Below are 17,238 nucleotides of genomic sequence, written 5' to 3'. Positions count from 1 at the left end.
ATCGCAACTTCCGGCTTGTGACCGGATGCGGGTTTGGGGCGAGCTGGGGCTTCACCGGTTTTATTTTCAGGGCGGACGCGCTGATCGAAAAAGGGCTTGGATTCTCGGGTGTCTAGGCGGGCAAAGTCGCGACGCTCTACGGCGCGGCAGCTATTCTTGGGGCTCCGCTGATCGGTCTGTGCTCGGACTGGCTGGGACGTCCGAGAAAATGCATCACCGCACTTGTCTGTATTTCGATTGCCGTCAGCCTGCTAATTTTTTGGGGCCTGACATCGCTGCAGCCAATGTGGCTAACGGCCGCCGTACTTGGGGTTACATCGTTGGGGATGGGGGGCACTGCTAGCTGCCATCGTTACTGAATTGGTTGGTACGGAAGTAGCAGCGAGCGCCGTCGGATTGAGCAACGCGATTCAGCAACTCGCCGCGGTTCTTATGCCTGTCGCGGTAGGAGTTGTTTACCATGAGACTACTTCGTTTTGCGCGGTCTTCGTGACGCTTGCTATTGGCCCGATTCTGTCAAATATCTTGCCTCTTTTAAGTTTTGAGTGGGTGGGTTGGCGGGTCAAGGACGGGCGTAAGCCCGGCGAAGCGAATCCTTGAGGCGCCCAGAATTGATAAGCTGAGCCATGACAAAGCAACCATGACGAATGAACTGTTCGAATCCGCTCTCGGTATAACCGCGCCCTGGTACGTTCAAGGCGTTGACTTCGATGCCGCTCAGCGTCAACTCACCATTGCCGTGGACTTCGTCGCGGGCACCCGGTTTTCCTATGCTGGAGTTGCCGGTGAGCATCCTGTCCACGACACGCAAATCAAGCGTCTGCGTCACCTGAATTTCTTTCAACACGAATGTTTTCTGGAAGTGCGGGTGCCGCGTGTGCGCTTGCCCGATGGCTCCGTGCGGTTGGTCGAACCTGATTGGGTCGGTCAACTCAGCGGCTTTACGCTGCTGTTCGAGGCACTCGTACTGATGCTCGCCCAGCAGATGCCGTTTGCCGCTGTCGCGCGTGCGGTCAACCTGTCGTGGCATCGAGTACACGCCATCTGTTCGCGGTATGTGGAGCTGGCACTCGCGGGGGCTGACCTGTCTGAGGTGAAGGCAGTGGCGATTGACGAAACCTCGTATCGGCGCGGTCATGAGTATCTGACGCTGGTCGCCGATATGCGAGCGCGGCGGGTCGTGTTCGTCACGACCGGCAAGGATGCCAGCACGATTGAACGCTTTGCGGCCTACCTGGGCGAACACGGTGGCACGTCCGAGCAAATCAGCTCGGTCAGCATCGACATGTCGCCAGCTTTCATCAAGGGCGTCAATGAACATCTGCCCGACGCGCGACTGACCTTTGACAAGTTTCACGTCGTTGCTCACGCGTCCAAGGCGCTCGACACGGTGCGCAGGCAGCAACAGAAGGTCGACCCGCAACTCAAAGGCATGCGCTGGACGCTGCTCAAAGATGCCAACAAACTGAATCTCGCCCAACTGACCGACCTCGAGGCGCTCGTCAGTCAGTACACCACCAAGCGCACGGCCCGGGCGTGGCTGTACCGCGAGCAACTGCGCGACATTCTTGAGCGCAAGCAAATCAATGTCGTGTCGGCGATGTTGCACCAGTGGTGTACGAACGTCATGCGCTCGAAGGTCGAACCGATGAAGGACGTCGCCCGACTGATTCGCCGACACTTCGAGGGCATTGTCGCCTGGACTCAGACGCGCCAGACCAACGGCTTCATCGAAGCCATCAACGGCCTGTTTCAGGCCGCCAAACGCAAAGCACGCGGGTACGCTCGCTTCGAAACCATGCGCACTGTCCTGTTTCTCATCGCCGGAAAATTCGACTTCTCGCGCTTTAATGAGCATGCCCGATGAGCCCCGTTACCCACTCCGTTTTCAAAAGAGCCAATATCTTTATCCTTACGGCGAGGGAGGGGTTGATTGAGATATGAAAGCGTGTGTGCCGGTGTCTAACCGTGGCCACTGGCCGGCGGTATCCGTTTGAAGGAACGCTGACGTGAGAGGGCGTCTGCGGATTCGGGGAAGAAAGCTTTTAAAGTTCGCTATCCGTAGTGAATTTTCGAGGCACGATCGCGGCAGTTTTCAGTTCGCCAGTGTCGAAGCGACATCGGTTGACTCCAAACAGATTTCGAAGCAGAGGCGCTGGTGCTAACTGCCGGCTCTCCCGAAGCTCCCGTTAGTCTCATGTGCATCAACGGTTTGGTTGCGCGTGCGACTATCGGCGTCACTCGGCAACAAAGTGGCAGGCGGGTTCATGGACTCCCAGTGTGTTGTGACGCAACAGTGCGGGCACGGAAAGACACGTGATCAAGATGTTCGCAGAGTGCCGCTTGACGTATGCCTTGCGTTCGCGCCTGTGAACAACGTGGCTCTTCGAAAAACCGAAGAGATCGAACAGGAGATTCAATTATGAGAGAGCCGCTGTTTCGCACACGCGTTACCGACTTGTTCGGTATAAGGCACCCCATCCTCTGCGGCGGGCTGGGGCCACGCGTCTCTGACGCCCCTTACGTAGCTGCAGCAGTCAATGCCGGTGGTATGGGCTTTCTTATCGCAGCTGGATTTCCGGAGGTCAGCGACTTCCGCAATCAGCTGCATCACTGTCGGGACCTGACTGAGGGAAAACCGTTCGGTGTGAACTTCTATATTTCACGGCAGGCGGGCGGGGTAGATCGTATCAAACGGCAACTTGAAGTTGCTGTTGCGGAGGGCGTGCGATTTGCAGAGACCGCCGGCGCACCACCCGACGCTATCCTGCCGTTGCTAAAGCAGGCGGGCATGAAGGTGCTGCACAAGGTTCCTTCGGTGCGGTACGCACTCAGTGCGGCGCGCTCGGGCGTTGATGGGATTATTCTCGTAGGCAACGATTGCGGTGGACATCCCGGCATCTACGGCATTGGATCGATGGTGCAGGCTGCCCACGCGGCTACGGTATTGGATGTCCCTCTTGTTATTGGCGGTGGCATCGGTTCGGGTCGCCAACTTGCCGCCGCTCTTGCTATGGGCGCGGATGGAGTAATAATGGGTACCCGTATGCTGGTGGCCGATGAATTGTGGATACATGACGCGTGGAAGCGGCGTATCGTCGAAGGCGATGGCACAGAAAGCGTCATCGTAAAGACGGCGTTGCGTGACCATCATCGCGTTTTTTGCAACGAAAGTGCGCAGGCAGTGATTGAGCTGGACGATGACAAAGTGACCGACTTTGAGCGGTTCCGTCCACATGTGACGGGGACTTTGGCGCACCGCGCCTATACAACGGGAGACTACAGGTTCGGCATGCTCGACTATGGGCCTGCAGCGGTCTTCGCTGATCGGTGTGAGCCGATAGAAAGCATTTTTGACAGGTTCATAGATGACGCTGTCGCGGCTGTCAGGCGGCTACGGCTTGTAACGACTGCGTCAGCGGTCGAAGAATGAGTGCCATTTACCATGCGACTGGTATGCGATGAGCTGGACGAATGGGCGATGGGACGTTGCCGCGGCCGCCCAATTTCAAGTTTCATTCGAATCTGCTCGTCGATCTGAACTCGGTCTGCCAAAGGTGTCGGGCAGCCTTTCACCTGCTTTTATATAGACGGTGGCGCTTAAAGCATTTCTCCGATAGATCGTAATGTTGTCAGTTGACAGTTCGCCGAGGTTCTATGTTTGCTAGGGCCGTCTGATGTTGCAAGGCGCTCGCCGGCGGTCTGTACCCTCGTTATAGCAGCGACATCGTCGCAACGGACCGTTGTCGTGAACAGATTTCTGTGGCACAAGGAGACCTGACGTTATGTCTGAACAGATGAGCAGATTGGACGACGCCGAAGATCTGGTAGTGGTGGAAAGGGACGGCGTGATTGGAATCGTAAAACTGAATTCGCCGGCCTTGAGGAACGCAATCAATCGAAAGATGCGCGAAGAGCTGACTGTCCGGCTGCGTGCACTGAACGAGGATCCTGCGTGTCGCGCAATCGTCTTGACCGGAACCGGCAAGCATTTCAGCGCAGGAGCGGATCTCAAAGGTTTTAACGAAGACAGTATCAGCCACTGTCGTTCCAGGCTGAGAAACGGTCCAGGGCCTCTACTGCGCGAAATGGTAACGGGGCCCAAACCTTTAATTGCAGCGGTCGAAGGATATGCTTACGGCGCCGGAATGGCACTCGCCGCTGCTTGCGATTACGTGGTGGTTTCGAGTGATGCGCGCTTCTGTTGCGCGTTCACCCGGGTGGCTCTCATTCCCGACTTGGGGTTGTTCTTTACGCTCCCTCAACGGGTGGGGGCAGCGCGAGCGAAGCGTCTGATCTTGTCGGCGGACGAGGTGGACGCAGCGGAGGCAGAGAAGGTTGGGTTGGTCGATCGGGTAGTCGAGCCCGGGACAGCGCTTGAGGCCGCGCGTGCTATCGCGAAACAGTTTTCGGAAGGGCCACCGCTGGCCACTGAATTTGTCAAACACGCTTTCTCGGACGGGTTGGAAGATTACCTCCGAACGGAGGTTGACTTGCAGTCGGTTGCGATGATGTCGGAGGACTTTCGGGAAGGTATTCGGTCGTTCTACGAAAAGAGGCGGCCCGTATTTATAGGCAGATAGCGTTGGTATGTTTTTGGGCTCTGTTGCGAGGCACCGTTACTTCGGGACATTTTAGAATGCGTCGACCTAGTTTGTGGTATGTGCGCTTCGTCTATCGGCGTGCCTGAAGCTTATCGTCCGCTTTTGTAGAGGAGAGAACAAACGGGAGCATCGCAATATGTGACCTCTATCGCAACCGAGTATGCGCGCTCCGCGTGTGCACGCAGTGTTAGCAATCGCCAAGCGGGATGATGTGCCGTTCGCAGCTCTGCAGGTTTGAGCTAGAAGTTGCGGAAAAGGTGTCAAAGCAGGGTTTTTTGCATCCGCGGGATCCAGGGTTTCCTCACCGGATCATCTGGTAGGTTTTTCAGCGTTAGGAGCGCCAGGTGGGCAGCTCTGCGGAGTACTTCTATGTTGGATCGACAGCAACTTGAAACATTTGCGACTGTTCTGGAGTGCCAGCATTTCAGGAAGGCAGCGGAAGTGCTTCACATATCGGCAGGTGCTGTGACCGTCGCGGGTAAAAAGCCTGGAAACCGCAGTCGGCCTGACGCTGCTATTGCGCCAGCCGGTCGTGACCACAACTCACGCTGGTGAAGCGATCCTTCGGCACGTCATGGCCGTTCGCCTGCTTGAGGAGCAGGCGTTCCGCGTCATCAAACCGGGCGAATTCCCGCCCGTCAAGATCGCTGCCGCTGTGAATGCTGATTCACTTGCGACCTGTTTTGAGCCTGTTTCGTGGCAACTTGCAGCGCAGCACGTCGGGCTTGAGATTATTGTCGACGATCAAGACCATACGGTGACTGCTTTGATCCGCAGTGATGTCAAGGGTTGCATCTCGACACAACGGGAGCCGCGTCTTGGATTTTAGGCCGATTTCGTCGGGGGTATGCGTTACCGTTGTGTCGCGACACCTTGTTTCGTTGCGAGGTATCTGCCATCAGCTATGACACTGCCGGCCATACTGGAGGTCCCCGCGATTTTGTTTGATCGCAAGGACGCGATTCACGACAGATTCCTTTCACGTTCTTCAAGGTGGACGTTTGCCGTTACCCGAAGGTAAGCGGTAGTTCCGACTTATCTGGAACCGGTGTATGAGAAGGAAGGCGGATTCAACCGGTCGATGCAACGATTTGGTTAAATCGCTCAGCTGGCGTATCGAAGTTCAGTGTTTTCCTAGGTCGTTCGTTAAGGCGCCTGGCCACGGCGACGTCGCGATCGGCAGGATCAAGGCGCTGTTTCGCTCGCGCAACCCGCACGTCGGAAGACGCAAGACGACCGATTCGCAGGCCAACTCCGTCTGAAACCGGCGGGACGCCCGCGACGGACGCCGCGAGGAGAGATCGCGTGAAGCTGATGAGGGCACTACTGCCGGCCGTTCGGCTCGCGGCGGCGGCCGCCATCGCGTGCGCTGCCGGCGCCGCGCTTGCACAGGGCGCGACGCCGCTGCGAATCGGCGCGCTCACGTTCCTCACCGGCCGCTCCGCGAGCTACGGCACCCTAGGCGCAAGAGGCATCAAGCTGGCCGTCGACCAGATCAACGCGAACGGCGGCGTACTCGGCAGGCCGCTTTTCGTCGACCTGCAGGATACGGCCTCCGACTCCGCGCAGGCCGTCTCGCTGCTGCGCCGGTTCGCGGCGTCGCCCGACGTCGTCGCGGTCATCGGCACGACCGGCACGACCAACGAGGACGTCATCATCATTCCGCAGGGGCGCGCACGCGCCTTTCGCGGCGTGTTCCTCGGCGGCGCGACGCTCGAAGACCCGAAGATCGTGCAGATCGTCGGCCCCGCCGCGGCACCCTATGTCGTCTTCACGCCGTTCAACGCGAATGCGGACCGGCCGGTCGTAAAGCCGTTCGTCGCCGCGTACCGCAAGGCCTACGGCAACGACCAGATCGCCGCCTATGCCGCGTACGCGTATGACGCGGTCATGCTCGTGAGCGACGCGGTCCGCCGCGTGGGCTCCGTCGCCCGCGAGAAAGTCGCGCAGGCCATCGGCTCGACGCACGGCCTTCACGGCCTCACCGGCGACTATTCCTTTTCGGGCAAGGGCGACAACACGACACCGCAGTCGTACATCATGGAGGTCCAGCCGAACGGCACGTTCGCGTCGCTGAACTGAATTCGCCGCGCCCCCTGCAAGGGGCGGCGCCCGTCAAAGGTCGAGGACGAGAAGCCCGCGTTTCGCGCGCGACACGCAGGGCGTGAGGTACTGCTCGCGTTCGTCGTCGCCGAGTATGCAGTCGCGATGATCGACTTCGCCGGCCAGATAGCGGGTGATGCAGCTGCCGCACAGGCCGGACTGGCAGGACGTCTCGATGAAGACGCCCGCTGCGTCGAGCGCTTCGGCCAAGGTCTGGTCGGCCGGCACGTCGAAAGTCTGCCCGGTGCTGGCCAGTTTCACCGTAAAGGCGGCGTCGGCGGGTTGGTCCGAATCCGGTGTTTCCGGCGCGTTGAAGTGCTCGCAATTTACGGTGCCGGCGGGCCAGTGCTGCGTCGCGTTCGCGCACGCCCGCATGAATCCGGCGGGACCACAATAGTAGACGTGAACGCCGTCGCTCGCCTCGCGCAGCAAGCCCGCGATGTTGAGGCCGGCGGACGGATCGCCGCCGTCGAAGTGGAACGTCAGGCGCCCGGCGGCTTCGAGCGCGCGGAACGTGTCGCCGAACGCGGCGCAGCCGGCGTCGCGTCCGCAGTAGTGGAACGCGTAGTCGGTGCCCGACGCGTCGAGCGCGTGCGCCATGGCCTTCAGCGGCGTCACGCCGATTCCGCCGGCCAGCAGGATCACGCGGCGCGCGCCGTGAACCAGCCCGAAATGATTGCGCGGACGGCTGACGGCCAGCAGATCCTGAACGCGCACCTTGTCGTGCAGCGTTTTCGAGCCGCCACGGCCGTTTTCTTCGCGGAGCACCGCGATGACATGGCGATGCCGTTCGCCGGGCGCATTGCATAGCGAGTATTGACGCACGCGCCCTTCGCCGAGATCGACGTCGACATGGGCGCCAGCGGTGAATTCGGGCAGCGCGCCGCCGTTCGGGTCCACCAGCTCGTACAAGCGAATGCCGCGAGCTTCCTGATGGATCCGGTTGACGGAAAGCCATAACGGCCCGCTTTCGGAACTCGCCTTCGACGTGTCGATGTCATTCATAAGCGTTCCTTACTTTTTGTTCAAGCCCGAAAAATAACCCGTAAGAATCGAAACTAAATGGGCCAATTCATAGCGTCTCTATGTGTTAACCCGGCGTGGATCCGATCCTTGCAACGCGTCGTATTCATCGCTTCGATAGCCGGTATCCGGATGTTGCATTTCCCCGCACACGCGTCGCCCTATGATGATTTGCATCGATATCCCGATCAAGGAAGGTCCGCCATGGCAGCGAATGACTTGTCGCCCGACGAAATGGAAAGCCGGCAAATCGCACGGCTAAAGGATCTGAAACCGACCAAGCACGATTACGTGCGCGTTCATGACATTCCGCTCGATGCCTATGAAATGGTCGCGGCGAAAAACATCTACCTGTTGATGGCGCCGTAGGATCGGGCGCGCTCGTTTTCGCAGCCCGCCGTCGTGGGCACGCCGGGGCTGGAGGTGTCGATTGTCCGCCGGGCAACGGGCCGCCGTTGCATGTTCACGAGAAAACGCGCGAGACGTTCATGCCGCTCACCGGCCGCTATCAGGTGATATGGGGGGAGGACGGCCAGCACCAGACCGTGCTCGAACCGCTCGATCTGTTCGCGGTTCCGCCGGGCGTCTACCGCGCGTTTCGCAACGTGTCCGATCACGACGCGAAAATGCTCGTGCTCGGGCAAGGCGAAAAAGACCAGGTGATGAACGACATCTACTACGACAAATCGCTCGGCGTTCAGGTGACCGCGGCGTTCGGCCCGGAAATCTGGAACCGCTTCCGAAGTATCGGACTCCGCCTCGCGCCCACCGAATAACGCCGCCGCACGGGAGACACCGTCATGCCCCACACGTTTCGTCCGCTGCGCGAAGGTTTTGTCGCCGAACTCGTCGGGCTGGACCTGCGCGAGCCGCCGAGCCGCGCGACCATCGACGAAATTGAGCAGGCGCTGCCCGCCTGTCCGGTGCTCTGCCTGCGCGCGCAGCACATCGACGATGCGCAGCATCAGCGGTTCATGAAGATGTTCGGTCCGGTTCACATCAGCATTTCGCCGAACTCGGTACCCACAACGATCTCGTGTTCGACGTCGGCACGGTCGATGCGGCCGGCGCGCCGATTCCCAAAGGGTCGGTGCGCGCACTCTTTTTGCAAGCCAACCAGCCGTGGCACACCGACGGTTCCAGCTCGAAATACCGTTCCGGCTAACCGCGCTCTCCGCCAGCGTTTTGCCGCCGGTGCCGCCCGATACCGAATATGCGGACATGCGCGCCGCCTGGGATGCGCTGCCCCCCGCGCGGCAACGCCAACTCGACGGCCTGATGGTCGAACACAGCATCTTTGCTTCGAGGAGAAGAAGGGACTTTCGATGTCCGACTTCACCGACGAATCGCGCAAGGACCGGCCCGCCGTCGTGCATCCGCTCGTGAGGACACATCGGCGCTGGGGACGCAAATCGCTGTATCTCGCATCGCATGCGTCGCATATCGTGGGCTGGCCGTTCGACGAGGGCCGCGCGCTCCTCGACGAACTCGTGGCCTTCGCGACGCAACGGCAGTTCGTCTATGCCCATCGCTGGCAGACTGCCGACCTCGTGATGTGGGACGACAGCTGCACGATGCACCGGGCAACGCCCTACGACGAGCCTCATCCGCGCATCATGCGGTCGTGTGCCGTCAAGAAAAACGGCGCCCGTCTGACCGGAGTCCGCGGATTAACATCGGCTTTGAGCAGATCGGGGAGACGTTCGCGGCGCGGACTTGCGCGGCCGGCTGACCGGTTCCGACATCGAGTCGATAGAGAACGGCCTCGCGCAATTCGGCGTGCTCGTGTTCCCCGACCAACGACTCGACGACGACTTCCAGCAGGCGTTCATCGAGCGCTTCGGCGAACCGGTGGTCGCGAGCCGCAAGGAAATCTGCTCCCACCATCCGCACTTCTACGACATCGGGACCGTAGACGATCATGGCGTCCCCATCGAGGCGGCCAGCGTCAAGCACCGGTATCATCAGGCGAACCTGCTCTGGCACACCGACGGCTCGTTCATGCAGCCGCCAAACCCGATCACCGCGCTGCACGCGCGCGTGTGTTCCAAGCGATAGCAGCGAGTGAGCGAGCAGCGCCGTGCTCACCCGCATGTTCGATACGCCACCGCCGATGATGGTCGGGTCTTCATATACAGCAATGCTGCCCGCAACGGTCGCTGCGCGCATTTCGAAGTCGTAATGGAGTTGGCCGCTTCCTTCGGGAAATCGAACACCGAAATCGAGCGAACCCGTCTGTGTCAGTTTCACTCAATCATCCCCTCATGAACCGTCACGTACCGATGGCGAAAAAGAGGGGGCGCCCGCATCCGCTGCGAAGCCCCACCCAACTACGTCGAACAGGAATTACGGCGAGTGCGGATCACCGTTTCTCCGCACCCGTCACGTCCTCGAAACGCATGCGTACCTGGTAAGAACGAACGCGGCACGACAACGTAGGCACATTATGCCAGGGCGAATTTCAATATGGACAACTGATATAGGTCACCGCAGTTGCACAGGCTGGCAGATGCCAGTATTGGATGGCAACCTCAACGGGTAAATAAATGATCGAAGACGCGGACGACGGTATAACATCAATCTTCACAGGTGTCGCAAAAAAATCGCATTGCTTGCTGGCGTAGAAGGCGCGCTCAAGCAGGTTTCTGAATGCGGTGGAACGACTTTGCGTTTGCCCGCCAGCAGCTCGGTTAGATGGAAACCCCTGCTTTGAGCGGCTGGCAGAGATCGTCGGCAGGACCGAGGCCGAAGCTGTATGCAGGCTGCGGTCGGCCACAGGCACCCTCTACCTTACTCGGTTACGCTCTGCGATTGAACTCGCTAAAGCGCAGCAGATCAAAGTGCGCTAAAAGGAACTCAGAAAAACAGCCGCAAAAATGCAGGCGGTAAGATCGCTCGCCAAAGAGTTTGGTTTTACCCAACATCACATTCAGCGCATTCTGCATTTGGTCAATACATTGGGATGCGAATTAATAACAAGTCAGCCTAATCCTGCCGACAATATTTCCGCGTTCGACGTAACTGAAGTGTATGACGCCTCTCGTGCAGGAGTGGGTTGACTTGATCGGGTTTGAGCTGAGTATCCGTTTGCTTACCGAATTCGGTGGCCGACTGGTTTACGTGCCTCTGACTGAAAAAGGTCTCGACAATAGGTTTCGGCGTGAAGCTCGCGCCATGGTCGGCGACAGGCCATTTGAAAAGATGGTAGCCACGTACAAGGGTGAAAGTATTTTACTTGCCAGCTCTGGCTGAAACGTTACAAAAGTTGAAACATCCGACGATCTGCCGGGACTTCGACCGCATGACGCGGAGCCAGACGGTTTCTGAAGCAGTGTCCGAGCTCGCGAGGCGACACAAGTTCAGCGATCGCCATATGTGGCGGCCGCGCATGGACGAAAGCAAAAGCGTCTATGGGCGGCACCGAGACGGCACCATCATTCCAGTGGAAATCGCCATCTCGAGGATAACGTGGACGGCGTGGTCGAGTTCACGGCAGTTGCCCGCGACATCACCGATCGTATGTGGCTCATGGAATAGTTCAGGAAGCAGGCCGCGACCGATGCGCTGACCGGCTTGCTGAATCGTCGCGAATTCTTCGATTTCGTCGATAAGGCGCTCGCCACAAAGGATACGCTGTCCGTATTCATTCTCAACATCGACTCGTTCAAGAAGATCAACGACAGCTACCGCCACGATATCGGCGACGAGGTACTGCGTGTGCTCGCCAATGTCGGCATATCGATCCCGCACCGTTCCACGGTGTTCGCTCGCTGGGGCGGCGAGGAGTTCGTCGCGGCGCTGCCGGGTGCCGATGTGGACCGGGCGGCGCGCATGATCGCTGAAGAACTGCGCGCGCGTGTCGAGAAGCAGGATTTCGAGCAGGCATGGCGCGTTAAGCCGATTCCCTTCACCGTCAGCATCGGCGTGGTCACGCGCGAGGCAACCGAGCGCGATGTCGACGCCTTGATGAGACGCGCTGACCGCGCACTCTAACTGGCAAAAGAAGCAGGCCGGAATCGCGTTGAAGTCGGATAAGACTCGAAATATCGCCCCGACGAGCCTTCTAACGGAATCCGTCCGAGTTGTCGTCAACCGGCCTTGGCTGCCCTGATCAAGGTTCTCCATTTCCGGTAGCCGGTACCGGACGAATGCTTCTTCGAATGCTTGGACAGCATGCATGGCTTCGAGCGTGATCGCCACGCGATGCGCAAGGATCGAGCGAGGCCACCTCTTGATGCATCCGTTCCCGTCTGGGACCACGCGTGTAAGGCCGTCTGCCGGGGCGTTCATTCAAGACAACAACCCGACTCTCAGTCCATCGCGGCATGCGCCAGCGTTTCGTCCGACGCCTTCTTCGCGGGGCGAATCAGCAGTACAAGCGGCACAACGAGCAGCGTCGCGACGAACATCAGCTTGAAGTCGTTGAGGTACGCGATCATCGCGGCCTGCTGGTTAATCGACTGGTCGAGCATCGCCATGTCATAGGCCGAGCCGCCCGCGAACATCGGTTGGATCGCGGGGTTGAAAACGTTCACGTTGGCCGCAAGGTCAGCGTGCGCGACCTGCGTGTTGCGCGTCATCAGCGTTTGCACAATCGAGATGCCGATACTGCTGCCGATGTTGCGCATCAGGCTGTAGGTGGCCGTGCCGTCGGCGCGCAGTCCAGGCGTGAGCGTCGAGAACGACAGCGTGGAAAGCGGCACAAAAACAAGCCCCAAGCCGAAGCCCTGAATCACGCCGGGCCAGACGATGTCGGAAGTCGAAAGGACAATCGTGTAATGCATCATTTGCCAAAGAGCGAACGCGGAGATCAGGAAGCCGGCGAGCAGCAGCAGGCGTGCGTCGACTCGCTTTAGCAGGCGTCCTGCGAGCATCATCGCGATCATTGTGCCCGCGCCGCTCGGCGCGGTGACAAGCCCGGTAGTGGCGACAGGGTAGTTCATCAGGTTCTGCAACATCGGCGGCAATAGCGCGCGCGTCGCATACATGACCGCGCCGATGATGAAGATGAAGCATACGCCCGTCGCGAAATTGCGGTCCTTAAGCAATTCGTAGCGGAAGAACGACTTGGCCCCGGCGGTCGCCGTGTGTGCGAGAAAAAAAGCGAAACTGATTACCGCGAGCAGCGCCTCGATGCGGATTTCTAGCGAGCCAAACCAGTCAAGTTGTTCGCCCCGATCGAGCATCGCTTGGAACGCGCCGATCGCCAGACTCAGGGTAGCGAAGCCAAACGCATCGAACTTTACGCCGTGCTTCGGCTGCTTCGCGGGCAGGAATGTCAACACCCCAAAAAGCGCGAACGCGCCGATCGGCACGTTTATAAAGAATACCCAGCGCCAGTTGTAGCCGTCGGTGAGCCAGCCGCCGAGCGTCGGTCCTAGGATCGGCCCCACCATCACTCCCATGCCCCAGACTGCCATCGCCTGGCCTTGCTTCTCGCGCGGATTGATGTCGAGCAGAATGGACTGCGAGAGCGGCACAAGCGATGCCCCGAAGACGCCTTGCAAAAGCCGCGAGCCCACGATCTGCGTGAGCGTTTCCGAGAGTCCGCAGAACGCGGACGCGACGGTGAAACCTGCAATTGATATTGCCAGCAGACGCTTCACGCTCAGGCGGTCAGAAAGCCAGCCGGTGAGCGGGGTTGCGATTGCCGCTGCCACGATGTAGGAAGTCAGCACCCACGTGATCTCGTCCTGCGACGCCGAGAGGCTGCCCTGCATGTGTGGCAGCGCGACGTTGGCGATGGTGCTGTCAAGCGTCTGGATCAGCGTCGCCAGCATAATCGAGACGGTAAGCATGGGCCGGTTGAGCGGCGCAGCTTCGGTCGCACTAACGGCTTGGGAAGACATAAATGGGGGCGGCGGCTAAGTGGTAAGCAGGCTTATTATAAGGCTGACATGCAGCAGCGTCTTGGACTTTCTATAATTACGCGATGGAAACACCACTCGATAAGCGTTTCGGCTACCTTGTGTCTGACGTAGGTCGACTCTGCGGCAAGCGGTTCGACGAACTTGCGAAGTCGTCGCTGGATCTCACGCGTGCGCAATGCCAAGCGCTCGCCTACCTGTCGCATTACGGCGAGATGAACCAAGCGCGGCTCTCGGACTTGCTGGAAGTCGCGCCAATTTCTGCCGGGAGGCTGCTTAAGCGGATGGAAGAGAGCGGTTGGATCGAACGGCTGCCGAACCCCGAGGACGGACGTGCGCGACAGGTGCGTATGACGGCTAAGGCGCACCAGGCGTTGAGTGCCGCCTCGCGTGTCGGCGACGAAATTGCCGTCGACGCGCTGAGCGGCTTCATCGCTGAGGAAGCCGAGCGGTTGATCGATTTTCTCGCCCGTGTGCGTTCGAACTTGGGCCGCATCGTGGATTGCTGAGCGGAGTCGAGTAAAAAAATGATTCCATCTAATTCATGCGATTGACATGTTTTGCAGGCGAATCGGCACGCGATTAAGTGCCTACATTCGTCCGTTCAACGCTGCAGGGCGGACGAAGAAATACCTCCCCACTAGTGACCTAAGGATTCCCCACAAGTCGGGACGGCATTAATGTTGCAAGGCCGAACGTGCTTGTAAACGACGGTAGGCGATGTTAACGTCGATGCACTTCGTTGACGGCGATGTACGGCAGTGCCTGACACCGACGAGCTTGACGACTGGGCGAATGAGGAGTTCGGCGCGGCTGAGCTGGGCGACGCACGCCTGACTCAGCGTCTGCTTGCGCTCGCGCGCCGGCTGTCGCTCAGTCCACAGTGCTCGTTTCCGCAGTCGCTTGATGGCCCGCAGCTCAAGGCGGCGTACCGTTTTTTCGACAATCCGCAGGTCAATACCGACGGCGTGCTGGGCTCGCATATTGGCCAGACGCTGAATCGCATGCGGCAGTTGTCAATCGTGCTGGCGGCCCAGGACACGACCGAATTCAATCTCACCCATCTGCCGGCGACACAGGGTCTGGGCTATGGCACGGGCGGTAACGAACGCGGGTTCCTGATGCACAGCCTGCTGGCGGTTACACCCGAGGGCTTGCCACTTGGTGTGCTGGGCATGAAGACCTGGGTGCGCCCGCAGGAAGAATTCGGCAAGAAACACCAACGCAGGCACCGGACTATCCGTGAGAAGGAGAGCGTCAAGTGGCTCGAAGGTAGCGAGCATCTTGCCGCACTCAGGGCGTACTGCCCGAACACGCGCATCGTCGGCGTGAGCGATCGTGAGGGCGACGTCTATGACGTGTTTTTGGCCAACCGGCCTGCTGGCGTCGATTTGAACCGCCCCGACTTTGTCGGAGACCGCCGAGTTTGGCGCTACGCCGCGCGAGCGGAGCGCACTGGATTCCGATTGTAGACTTCCTCTGCTTCGGCAGGCGATACGTACCCGAGCGGGCCGAGCAACCGATGGTGGTTGTACCAGTGCACCCATCCGAGCGTGGCCAGTTCGACATCCTGGAGCGTACGCCATGAACGCCGATGCACGACTTCGGCCTTATACAAGCCGTTGATCGTTTCGGCCAGAGCGTTGTCGTAAGAGTCGCCGACAGTTCCGACTGATGGCTCAACGCCCACGTCCACCAAACGTTCGGTGTACCGAATGATGAGATATTGCGACCCGTGATCGCTATGATGAATGAGCCCGGGCGGTGGCTGGCGATCGTGTAACGCCTGGTTCAGCGCATCCAGCACGAAGTCCGTCCTCATCGATCCCGACACGCGCCAACCGACGATACGGCGCGCAAACACATCGGTCACGAAGGCCACGTAGACAAAGCCTGACCATGTCCAGCGTGGAGTAAGAGACAGGGCGTAGTCGATCTATCTCCCTGCCTCTCCTCCCCGAACCGGACTTGCACCTCTCAGCGCATCCGGCTCTCCGTTCAAGCGTCGCTCATAGCAAAGGCGACATCGGCGTAGCGCGACTCGATGGTGCTGCGTTTCTCATCGCGCAGGATGTACGGATTTTCCGATGGCGTACGCCACCTAAATTGACCCTTCCGACTGGTAACAAGACGCCGAAGCGCAACCGTCCCATACCAACCTCGACTGTTCTGGCCTTGCAGCACCCATGTTTTAGTCTGTCCCGGCTCTGGAGCCCGGATGTATTCGCGCATCAGCGACCGGAACCCGCGCCGATACCTGTGCGCAAGCCAGTAGCCGAATTTCCAGAAGACTGCGCGGGCCAGTTTTCTAAACATGGTGGCGGTAAAGTCGGTGTATTGATGGAAGGCGGCCCAGCCAGCAATTTGCCGATTCAGGCTTTCCATCAGGTCCATCCGGTTCATGCCATAGTTTCCCGACAATTGCTTGACGAGCCTCTCGGCAAAGCCCCGGTACTTCTCCCACGGAATCGTCGTCACAGGTCGCATGCGACCGCGTGATCCACGCTTGCGGATGATTCGGTGACCGAGGAAGACGAAGCCATCATTCACATGCGTGATATGGGTCTTCTCCATATTCAGCGTGAGCTTCAGTTCGCCTTCAAGGAACCGGCGGCATGCTTCACGTACTGCTTCGGCATGTTCGCGAGTCCCCTTGATCACAATCACAAAGTCATCTGCATATTCGACAGTAGGCAATAGCTGGTTTCCACTGCCGGTGCTCTCGTACAGTAATGGGACGCTGTTCGAGAATGGCGAAGTTCCACGCCCACCGATCCTTCCGCACCTTCTTGCTCAGATAATTCCTTTCCATCCAAGCATCGAATTCGTGCAGCATGATGTTGGATAACAGGGGTGAGATGACACCGCCCTGAGGAACGCCTTCACTCGCGGCACGAAACAGATCACGATCAATGCAGCCCGCCTTGATGAACTTCCAGAGCAGGGCAAGGAAGCGTTGGTCGGCGATCCGCTTGCGGATTCCCTTTAAGAAGCAGGCGATGATGAACTGTGTCGAAGTAGCCGGCGAGGTCGCCCTCAATAACCCAGCGTCCGGCGACACTTTTCTCTCCGCCGTCCTGCAACTGAAGCTTCACCGTGCGAATCGCGTGATGAACACTACGGGCCGGTCTGAAGCCATATGAAGCCGGATGGAAATCACTCTCCCATATCGGCTCCATCGCCATCAGCATGGCCCGTTGTACGATCCGATCCCGCAGGGTCGGAATGCCGAGAGGCCTGAGCTTGCCATTCGCTTTGGGTATATACACGCGTCGCGCAGGCAGCGGACTATACGAGCCCGCCAACAGTTCTTCGCGTATCGTCGCCAGTTCATGAGGGAAATATGCTTCCATCATGCGCTTGTCGACACCATCCACGCCTGGCGTGCGGGCTCCGCTGGATGCCAGCGTGATACGAGCCGCCTCGCTCAGCCAATCCCTGTCGGCAATCAGTCTCAGGAGTCGATCAAACGTAAGCGATCCACTATCGACGTCTACCCAACAGCACTCTGAGCGAGGACCATAGGTGTCCACCTAATTGTTTGAAGTGACCCCCGAAAGTTGGACGGTGTGACAGCTATGCTGTTGCGAGCAGAGACCGGTATGCGACCGGGCTCACGCCTCCTAGCTTCATCTTGATAC

Annotated in this window: 15 protein-coding genes and 5 pseudogenes; 15 read left to right on the top strand and 5 right to left on the bottom strand. The window is 59.2% G+C overall.

What is annotated here, in order from left to right; genetic code table 11:
• Window positions 1–640 precede the first annotated feature (640 nt).
• The 6 genes from QCE79_RS35685 (at window position 641) to QCE79_RS35665 (ending at window position 6,686) form a co-directional block, all read left to right on the top strand.
• Window positions 641–1,867 carry an ISL3 family transposase gene (locus QCE79_RS35685; protein ID WP_309852870.1) on the top strand — a complete coding sequence of 409 codons (1,227 nt, stop codon included), beginning with the start codon at window positions 641–643 and terminating at the stop codon, window positions 1,865–1,867.
• 555 nt (window positions 1,868–2,422) lie between these two features.
• Window positions 2,423–3,433 (top strand): nitronate monooxygenase, encoded by a 1,011-nt coding sequence (locus QCE79_RS35680; protein WP_309852868.1) that lies wholly within the window; start codon window positions 2,423–2,425, stop codon window positions 3,431–3,433.
• A gap of 352 nt (window positions 3,434–3,785) precedes the next feature.
• Window positions 3,786–4,583: an enoyl-CoA hydratase/isomerase family protein gene (locus QCE79_RS35675; protein ID WP_309852866.1), complete on the top strand. Its 798-nt coding sequence runs from the start codon at window positions 3,786–3,788 to the stop codon at window positions 4,581–4,583.
• A 390-nt stretch (window positions 4,584–4,973) separates the two neighbouring features.
• On the top strand, window positions 4,974–5,159 hold the full coding sequence (locus QCE79_RS39610) for a LysR family transcriptional regulator (protein ID WP_404989490.1): 186 nt from the start codon (window positions 4,974–4,976) through the stop codon (window positions 5,157–5,159).
• Complete coding sequence (locus QCE79_RS35670) at window positions 5,137–5,433, top strand: hypothetical protein (protein WP_309852864.1); 297 nt, start codon at window positions 5,137–5,139, stop codon at window positions 5,431–5,433. The genes QCE79_RS39610 and QCE79_RS35670 overlap by 23 nt, the downstream gene beginning before the upstream one ends.
• 485 nt (window positions 5,434–5,918) lie before the next feature.
• Window positions 5,919–6,686, top strand: coding sequence for an ABC transporter substrate-binding protein (locus tag QCE79_RS35665; RefSeq protein WP_309852960.1), 768 nt, complete (start codon window positions 5,919–5,921; stop codon window positions 6,684–6,686).
• A 33-nt stretch (window positions 6,687–6,719) separates the two neighbouring features.
• Here QCE79_RS35665 and QCE79_RS35660 read toward each other — a convergent pair whose 3' ends face one another.
• Window positions 6,720–7,607 carry a PDR/VanB family oxidoreductase gene (locus tag QCE79_RS35660; protein ID WP_309852862.1) on the bottom strand — a complete coding sequence of 296 codons (888 nt, stop codon included), beginning with the start codon at window positions 7,605–7,607 and terminating at the stop codon, window positions 6,720–6,722.
• Window positions 7,608–7,934: 327 nt separating this feature from the next.
• Here QCE79_RS35660 and QCE79_RS35655 point away from each other — a divergent pair, with 327 nt between their 5' ends.
• The 5 genes and pseudogenes from QCE79_RS35655 (at window position 7,935) to QCE79_RS39590 (ending at window position 9,788) form a co-directional block, all read left to right on the top strand.
• Window positions 7,935–8,099, top strand: a complete 165-nt coding sequence (locus tag QCE79_RS35655) for a hypothetical protein (protein WP_309852860.1) — start codon at window positions 7,935–7,937, stop codon at window positions 8,097–8,099.
• A 119-nt stretch (window positions 8,100–8,218) separates the two neighbouring features.
• Window positions 8,219–8,506: a hypothetical protein gene (locus tag QCE79_RS39605; protein WP_404989489.1), complete on the top strand. Its 288-nt coding sequence runs from the start codon at window positions 8,219–8,221 to the stop codon at window positions 8,504–8,506.
• 277 nt (window positions 8,507–8,783) lie between these two features.
• Window positions 8,784–9,116: pseudogene (locus QCE79_RS39600) on the top strand (TauD/TfdA family dioxygenase); the annotation flags it as partial.
• Window positions 9,056–9,346 (top strand): annotated as a pseudogene (locus QCE79_RS39595) (TauD/TfdA dioxygenase family protein); the annotation flags it as partial. The pseudogenes QCE79_RS39600 and QCE79_RS39595, both read left to right, overlap by 61 nt.
• 163 nt (window positions 9,347–9,509) lie before the next feature.
• Window positions 9,510–9,788: a TauD/TfdA family dioxygenase gene (locus QCE79_RS39590; protein ID WP_404989492.1), complete on the top strand. Its 279-nt coding sequence runs from the start codon at window positions 9,510–9,512 to the stop codon at window positions 9,786–9,788.
• A 403-nt stretch (window positions 9,789–10,191) separates the two neighbouring features.
• On the opposite strand, the gene QCE79_RS35635 is transcribed toward QCE79_RS39590, so the two are convergent.
• Window positions 10,192–10,506, bottom strand: coding sequence for a hypothetical protein (locus QCE79_RS35635; protein ID WP_309852848.1), 315 nt, complete (start codon window positions 10,504–10,506; stop codon window positions 10,192–10,194).
• Window positions 10,507–10,760: 254 nt separating this feature from the next.
• On the opposite strand from QCE79_RS35635, the gene QCE79_RS35630 reads away from it, so the two are divergent.
• Both QCE79_RS35630 and QCE79_RS35625 read left to right on the top strand, forming a co-directional pair.
• On the top strand, window positions 10,761–10,982 hold the full coding sequence (locus QCE79_RS35630; RefSeq protein ID WP_309852968.1) for a hypothetical protein: 222 nt from the start codon (window positions 10,761–10,763) through the stop codon (window positions 10,980–10,982).
• A gap of 124 nt (window positions 10,983–11,106) precedes the next feature.
• Window positions 11,107–11,723 (top strand): annotated as a pseudogene (locus QCE79_RS35625) (GGDEF domain-containing protein); the annotation flags it as partial.
• Between the two features lie 317 nt (window positions 11,724–12,040).
• Here the strand turns inward: QCE79_RS35625 and QCE79_RS35620 are convergent.
• The gene (locus QCE79_RS35620) at window positions 12,041–13,579 is read right to left on the bottom strand and encodes a DHA2 family efflux MFS transporter permease subunit (RefSeq protein WP_309852846.1); all 1,539 of its coding nucleotides are present in this window, start codon (window positions 13,577–13,579) and stop codon (window positions 12,041–12,043) included.
• A gap of 83 nt (window positions 13,580–13,662) precedes the next feature.
• Between QCE79_RS35620 and QCE79_RS35615 the strand changes: the two genes are divergently transcribed.
• A complete protein-coding gene (locus QCE79_RS35615; RefSeq protein ID WP_309852843.1) occupies window positions 13,663–14,106 on the top strand; it encodes a MarR family transcriptional regulator in 444 nt (147 codons plus the stop codon).
• A gap of 252 nt (window positions 14,107–14,358) precedes the next feature.
• The gene (locus QCE79_RS35610; protein WP_309852842.1) at window positions 14,359–15,069 is read left to right on the top strand and encodes a transposase DNA-binding-containing protein; all 711 of its coding nucleotides are present in this window, start codon (window positions 14,359–14,361) and stop codon (window positions 15,067–15,069) included.
• Here QCE79_RS35610 and QCE79_RS35605 read toward each other — a convergent pair.
• Window positions 15,030–15,500, bottom strand: a pseudogene (locus tag QCE79_RS35605) (IS3 family transposase); the annotation flags it as partial. The gene QCE79_RS35610 and the pseudogene QCE79_RS35605 overlap by 40 nt on opposite strands.
• Before the next feature lie 95 nt (window positions 15,501–15,595).
• Window positions 15,596–17,130 (bottom strand): annotated as a pseudogene (gene ltrA / locus QCE79_RS35600) (group II intron reverse transcriptase/maturase).
• Between the last annotated feature and the right edge of the window lie 108 nt (window positions 17,131–17,238).

This window comes from Caballeronia sp. LZ003, from assembly GCF_031451465.1.
In the GTDB taxonomy this organism is placed as follows: Bacteria; Pseudomonadota; Gammaproteobacteria; order Burkholderiales; family Burkholderiaceae; genus Caballeronia.
The sequence above is the reverse complement of the archived record's forward strand: the minus strand, read 5'-3'. Positions and strand labels throughout refer to the sequence as shown.

Coding starts and splice junctions, on each gene's coding strand:
- QCE79_RS35685 (WP_309852870.1), top strand. CDS start 641: ATGACGAATGAACTGTTCGAATCCGCTCTCGGTATAACCGCGCCCTGG.
- QCE79_RS35680 (WP_309852868.1), top strand. CDS start 2,423: ATGAGAGAGCCGCTGTTTCGCACACGCGTTACCGACTTGTTCGGTATA.
- QCE79_RS35675 (WP_309852866.1), top strand. CDS start 3,786: ATGTCTGAACAGATGAGCAGATTGGACGACGCCGAAGATCTGGTAGTG.
- QCE79_RS39610 (WP_404989490.1), top strand. CDS start 4,974: ATGTTGGATCGACAGCAACTTGAAACATTTGCGACTGTTCTGGAGTGC.
- QCE79_RS35665 (WP_309852960.1), top strand. CDS start 5,919: ATGAGGGCACTACTGCCGGCCGTTCGGCTCGCGGCGGCGGCCGCCATC.
- QCE79_RS35655 (WP_309852860.1), top strand. CDS start 7,935: ATGGCAGCGAATGACTTGTCGCCCGACGAAATGGAAAGCCGGCAAATC.
- QCE79_RS39605 (WP_404989489.1), top strand. CDS start 8,219: ATGCCGCTCACCGGCCGCTATCAGGTGATATGGGGGGAGGACGGCCAG.
- QCE79_RS35630 (WP_309852968.1), top strand. CDS start 10,761: ATGACGCCTCTCGTGCAGGAGTGGGTTGACTTGATCGGGTTTGAGCTG.
- QCE79_RS35620 (WP_309852846.1), bottom strand. CDS start 13,579: ATGTCTTCCCAAGCCGTTAGTGCGACCGAAGCTGCGCCGCTCAACCGG.
- QCE79_RS35615 (WP_309852843.1), top strand. CDS start 13,663: ATGGAAACACCACTCGATAAGCGTTTCGGCTACCTTGTGTCTGACGTA.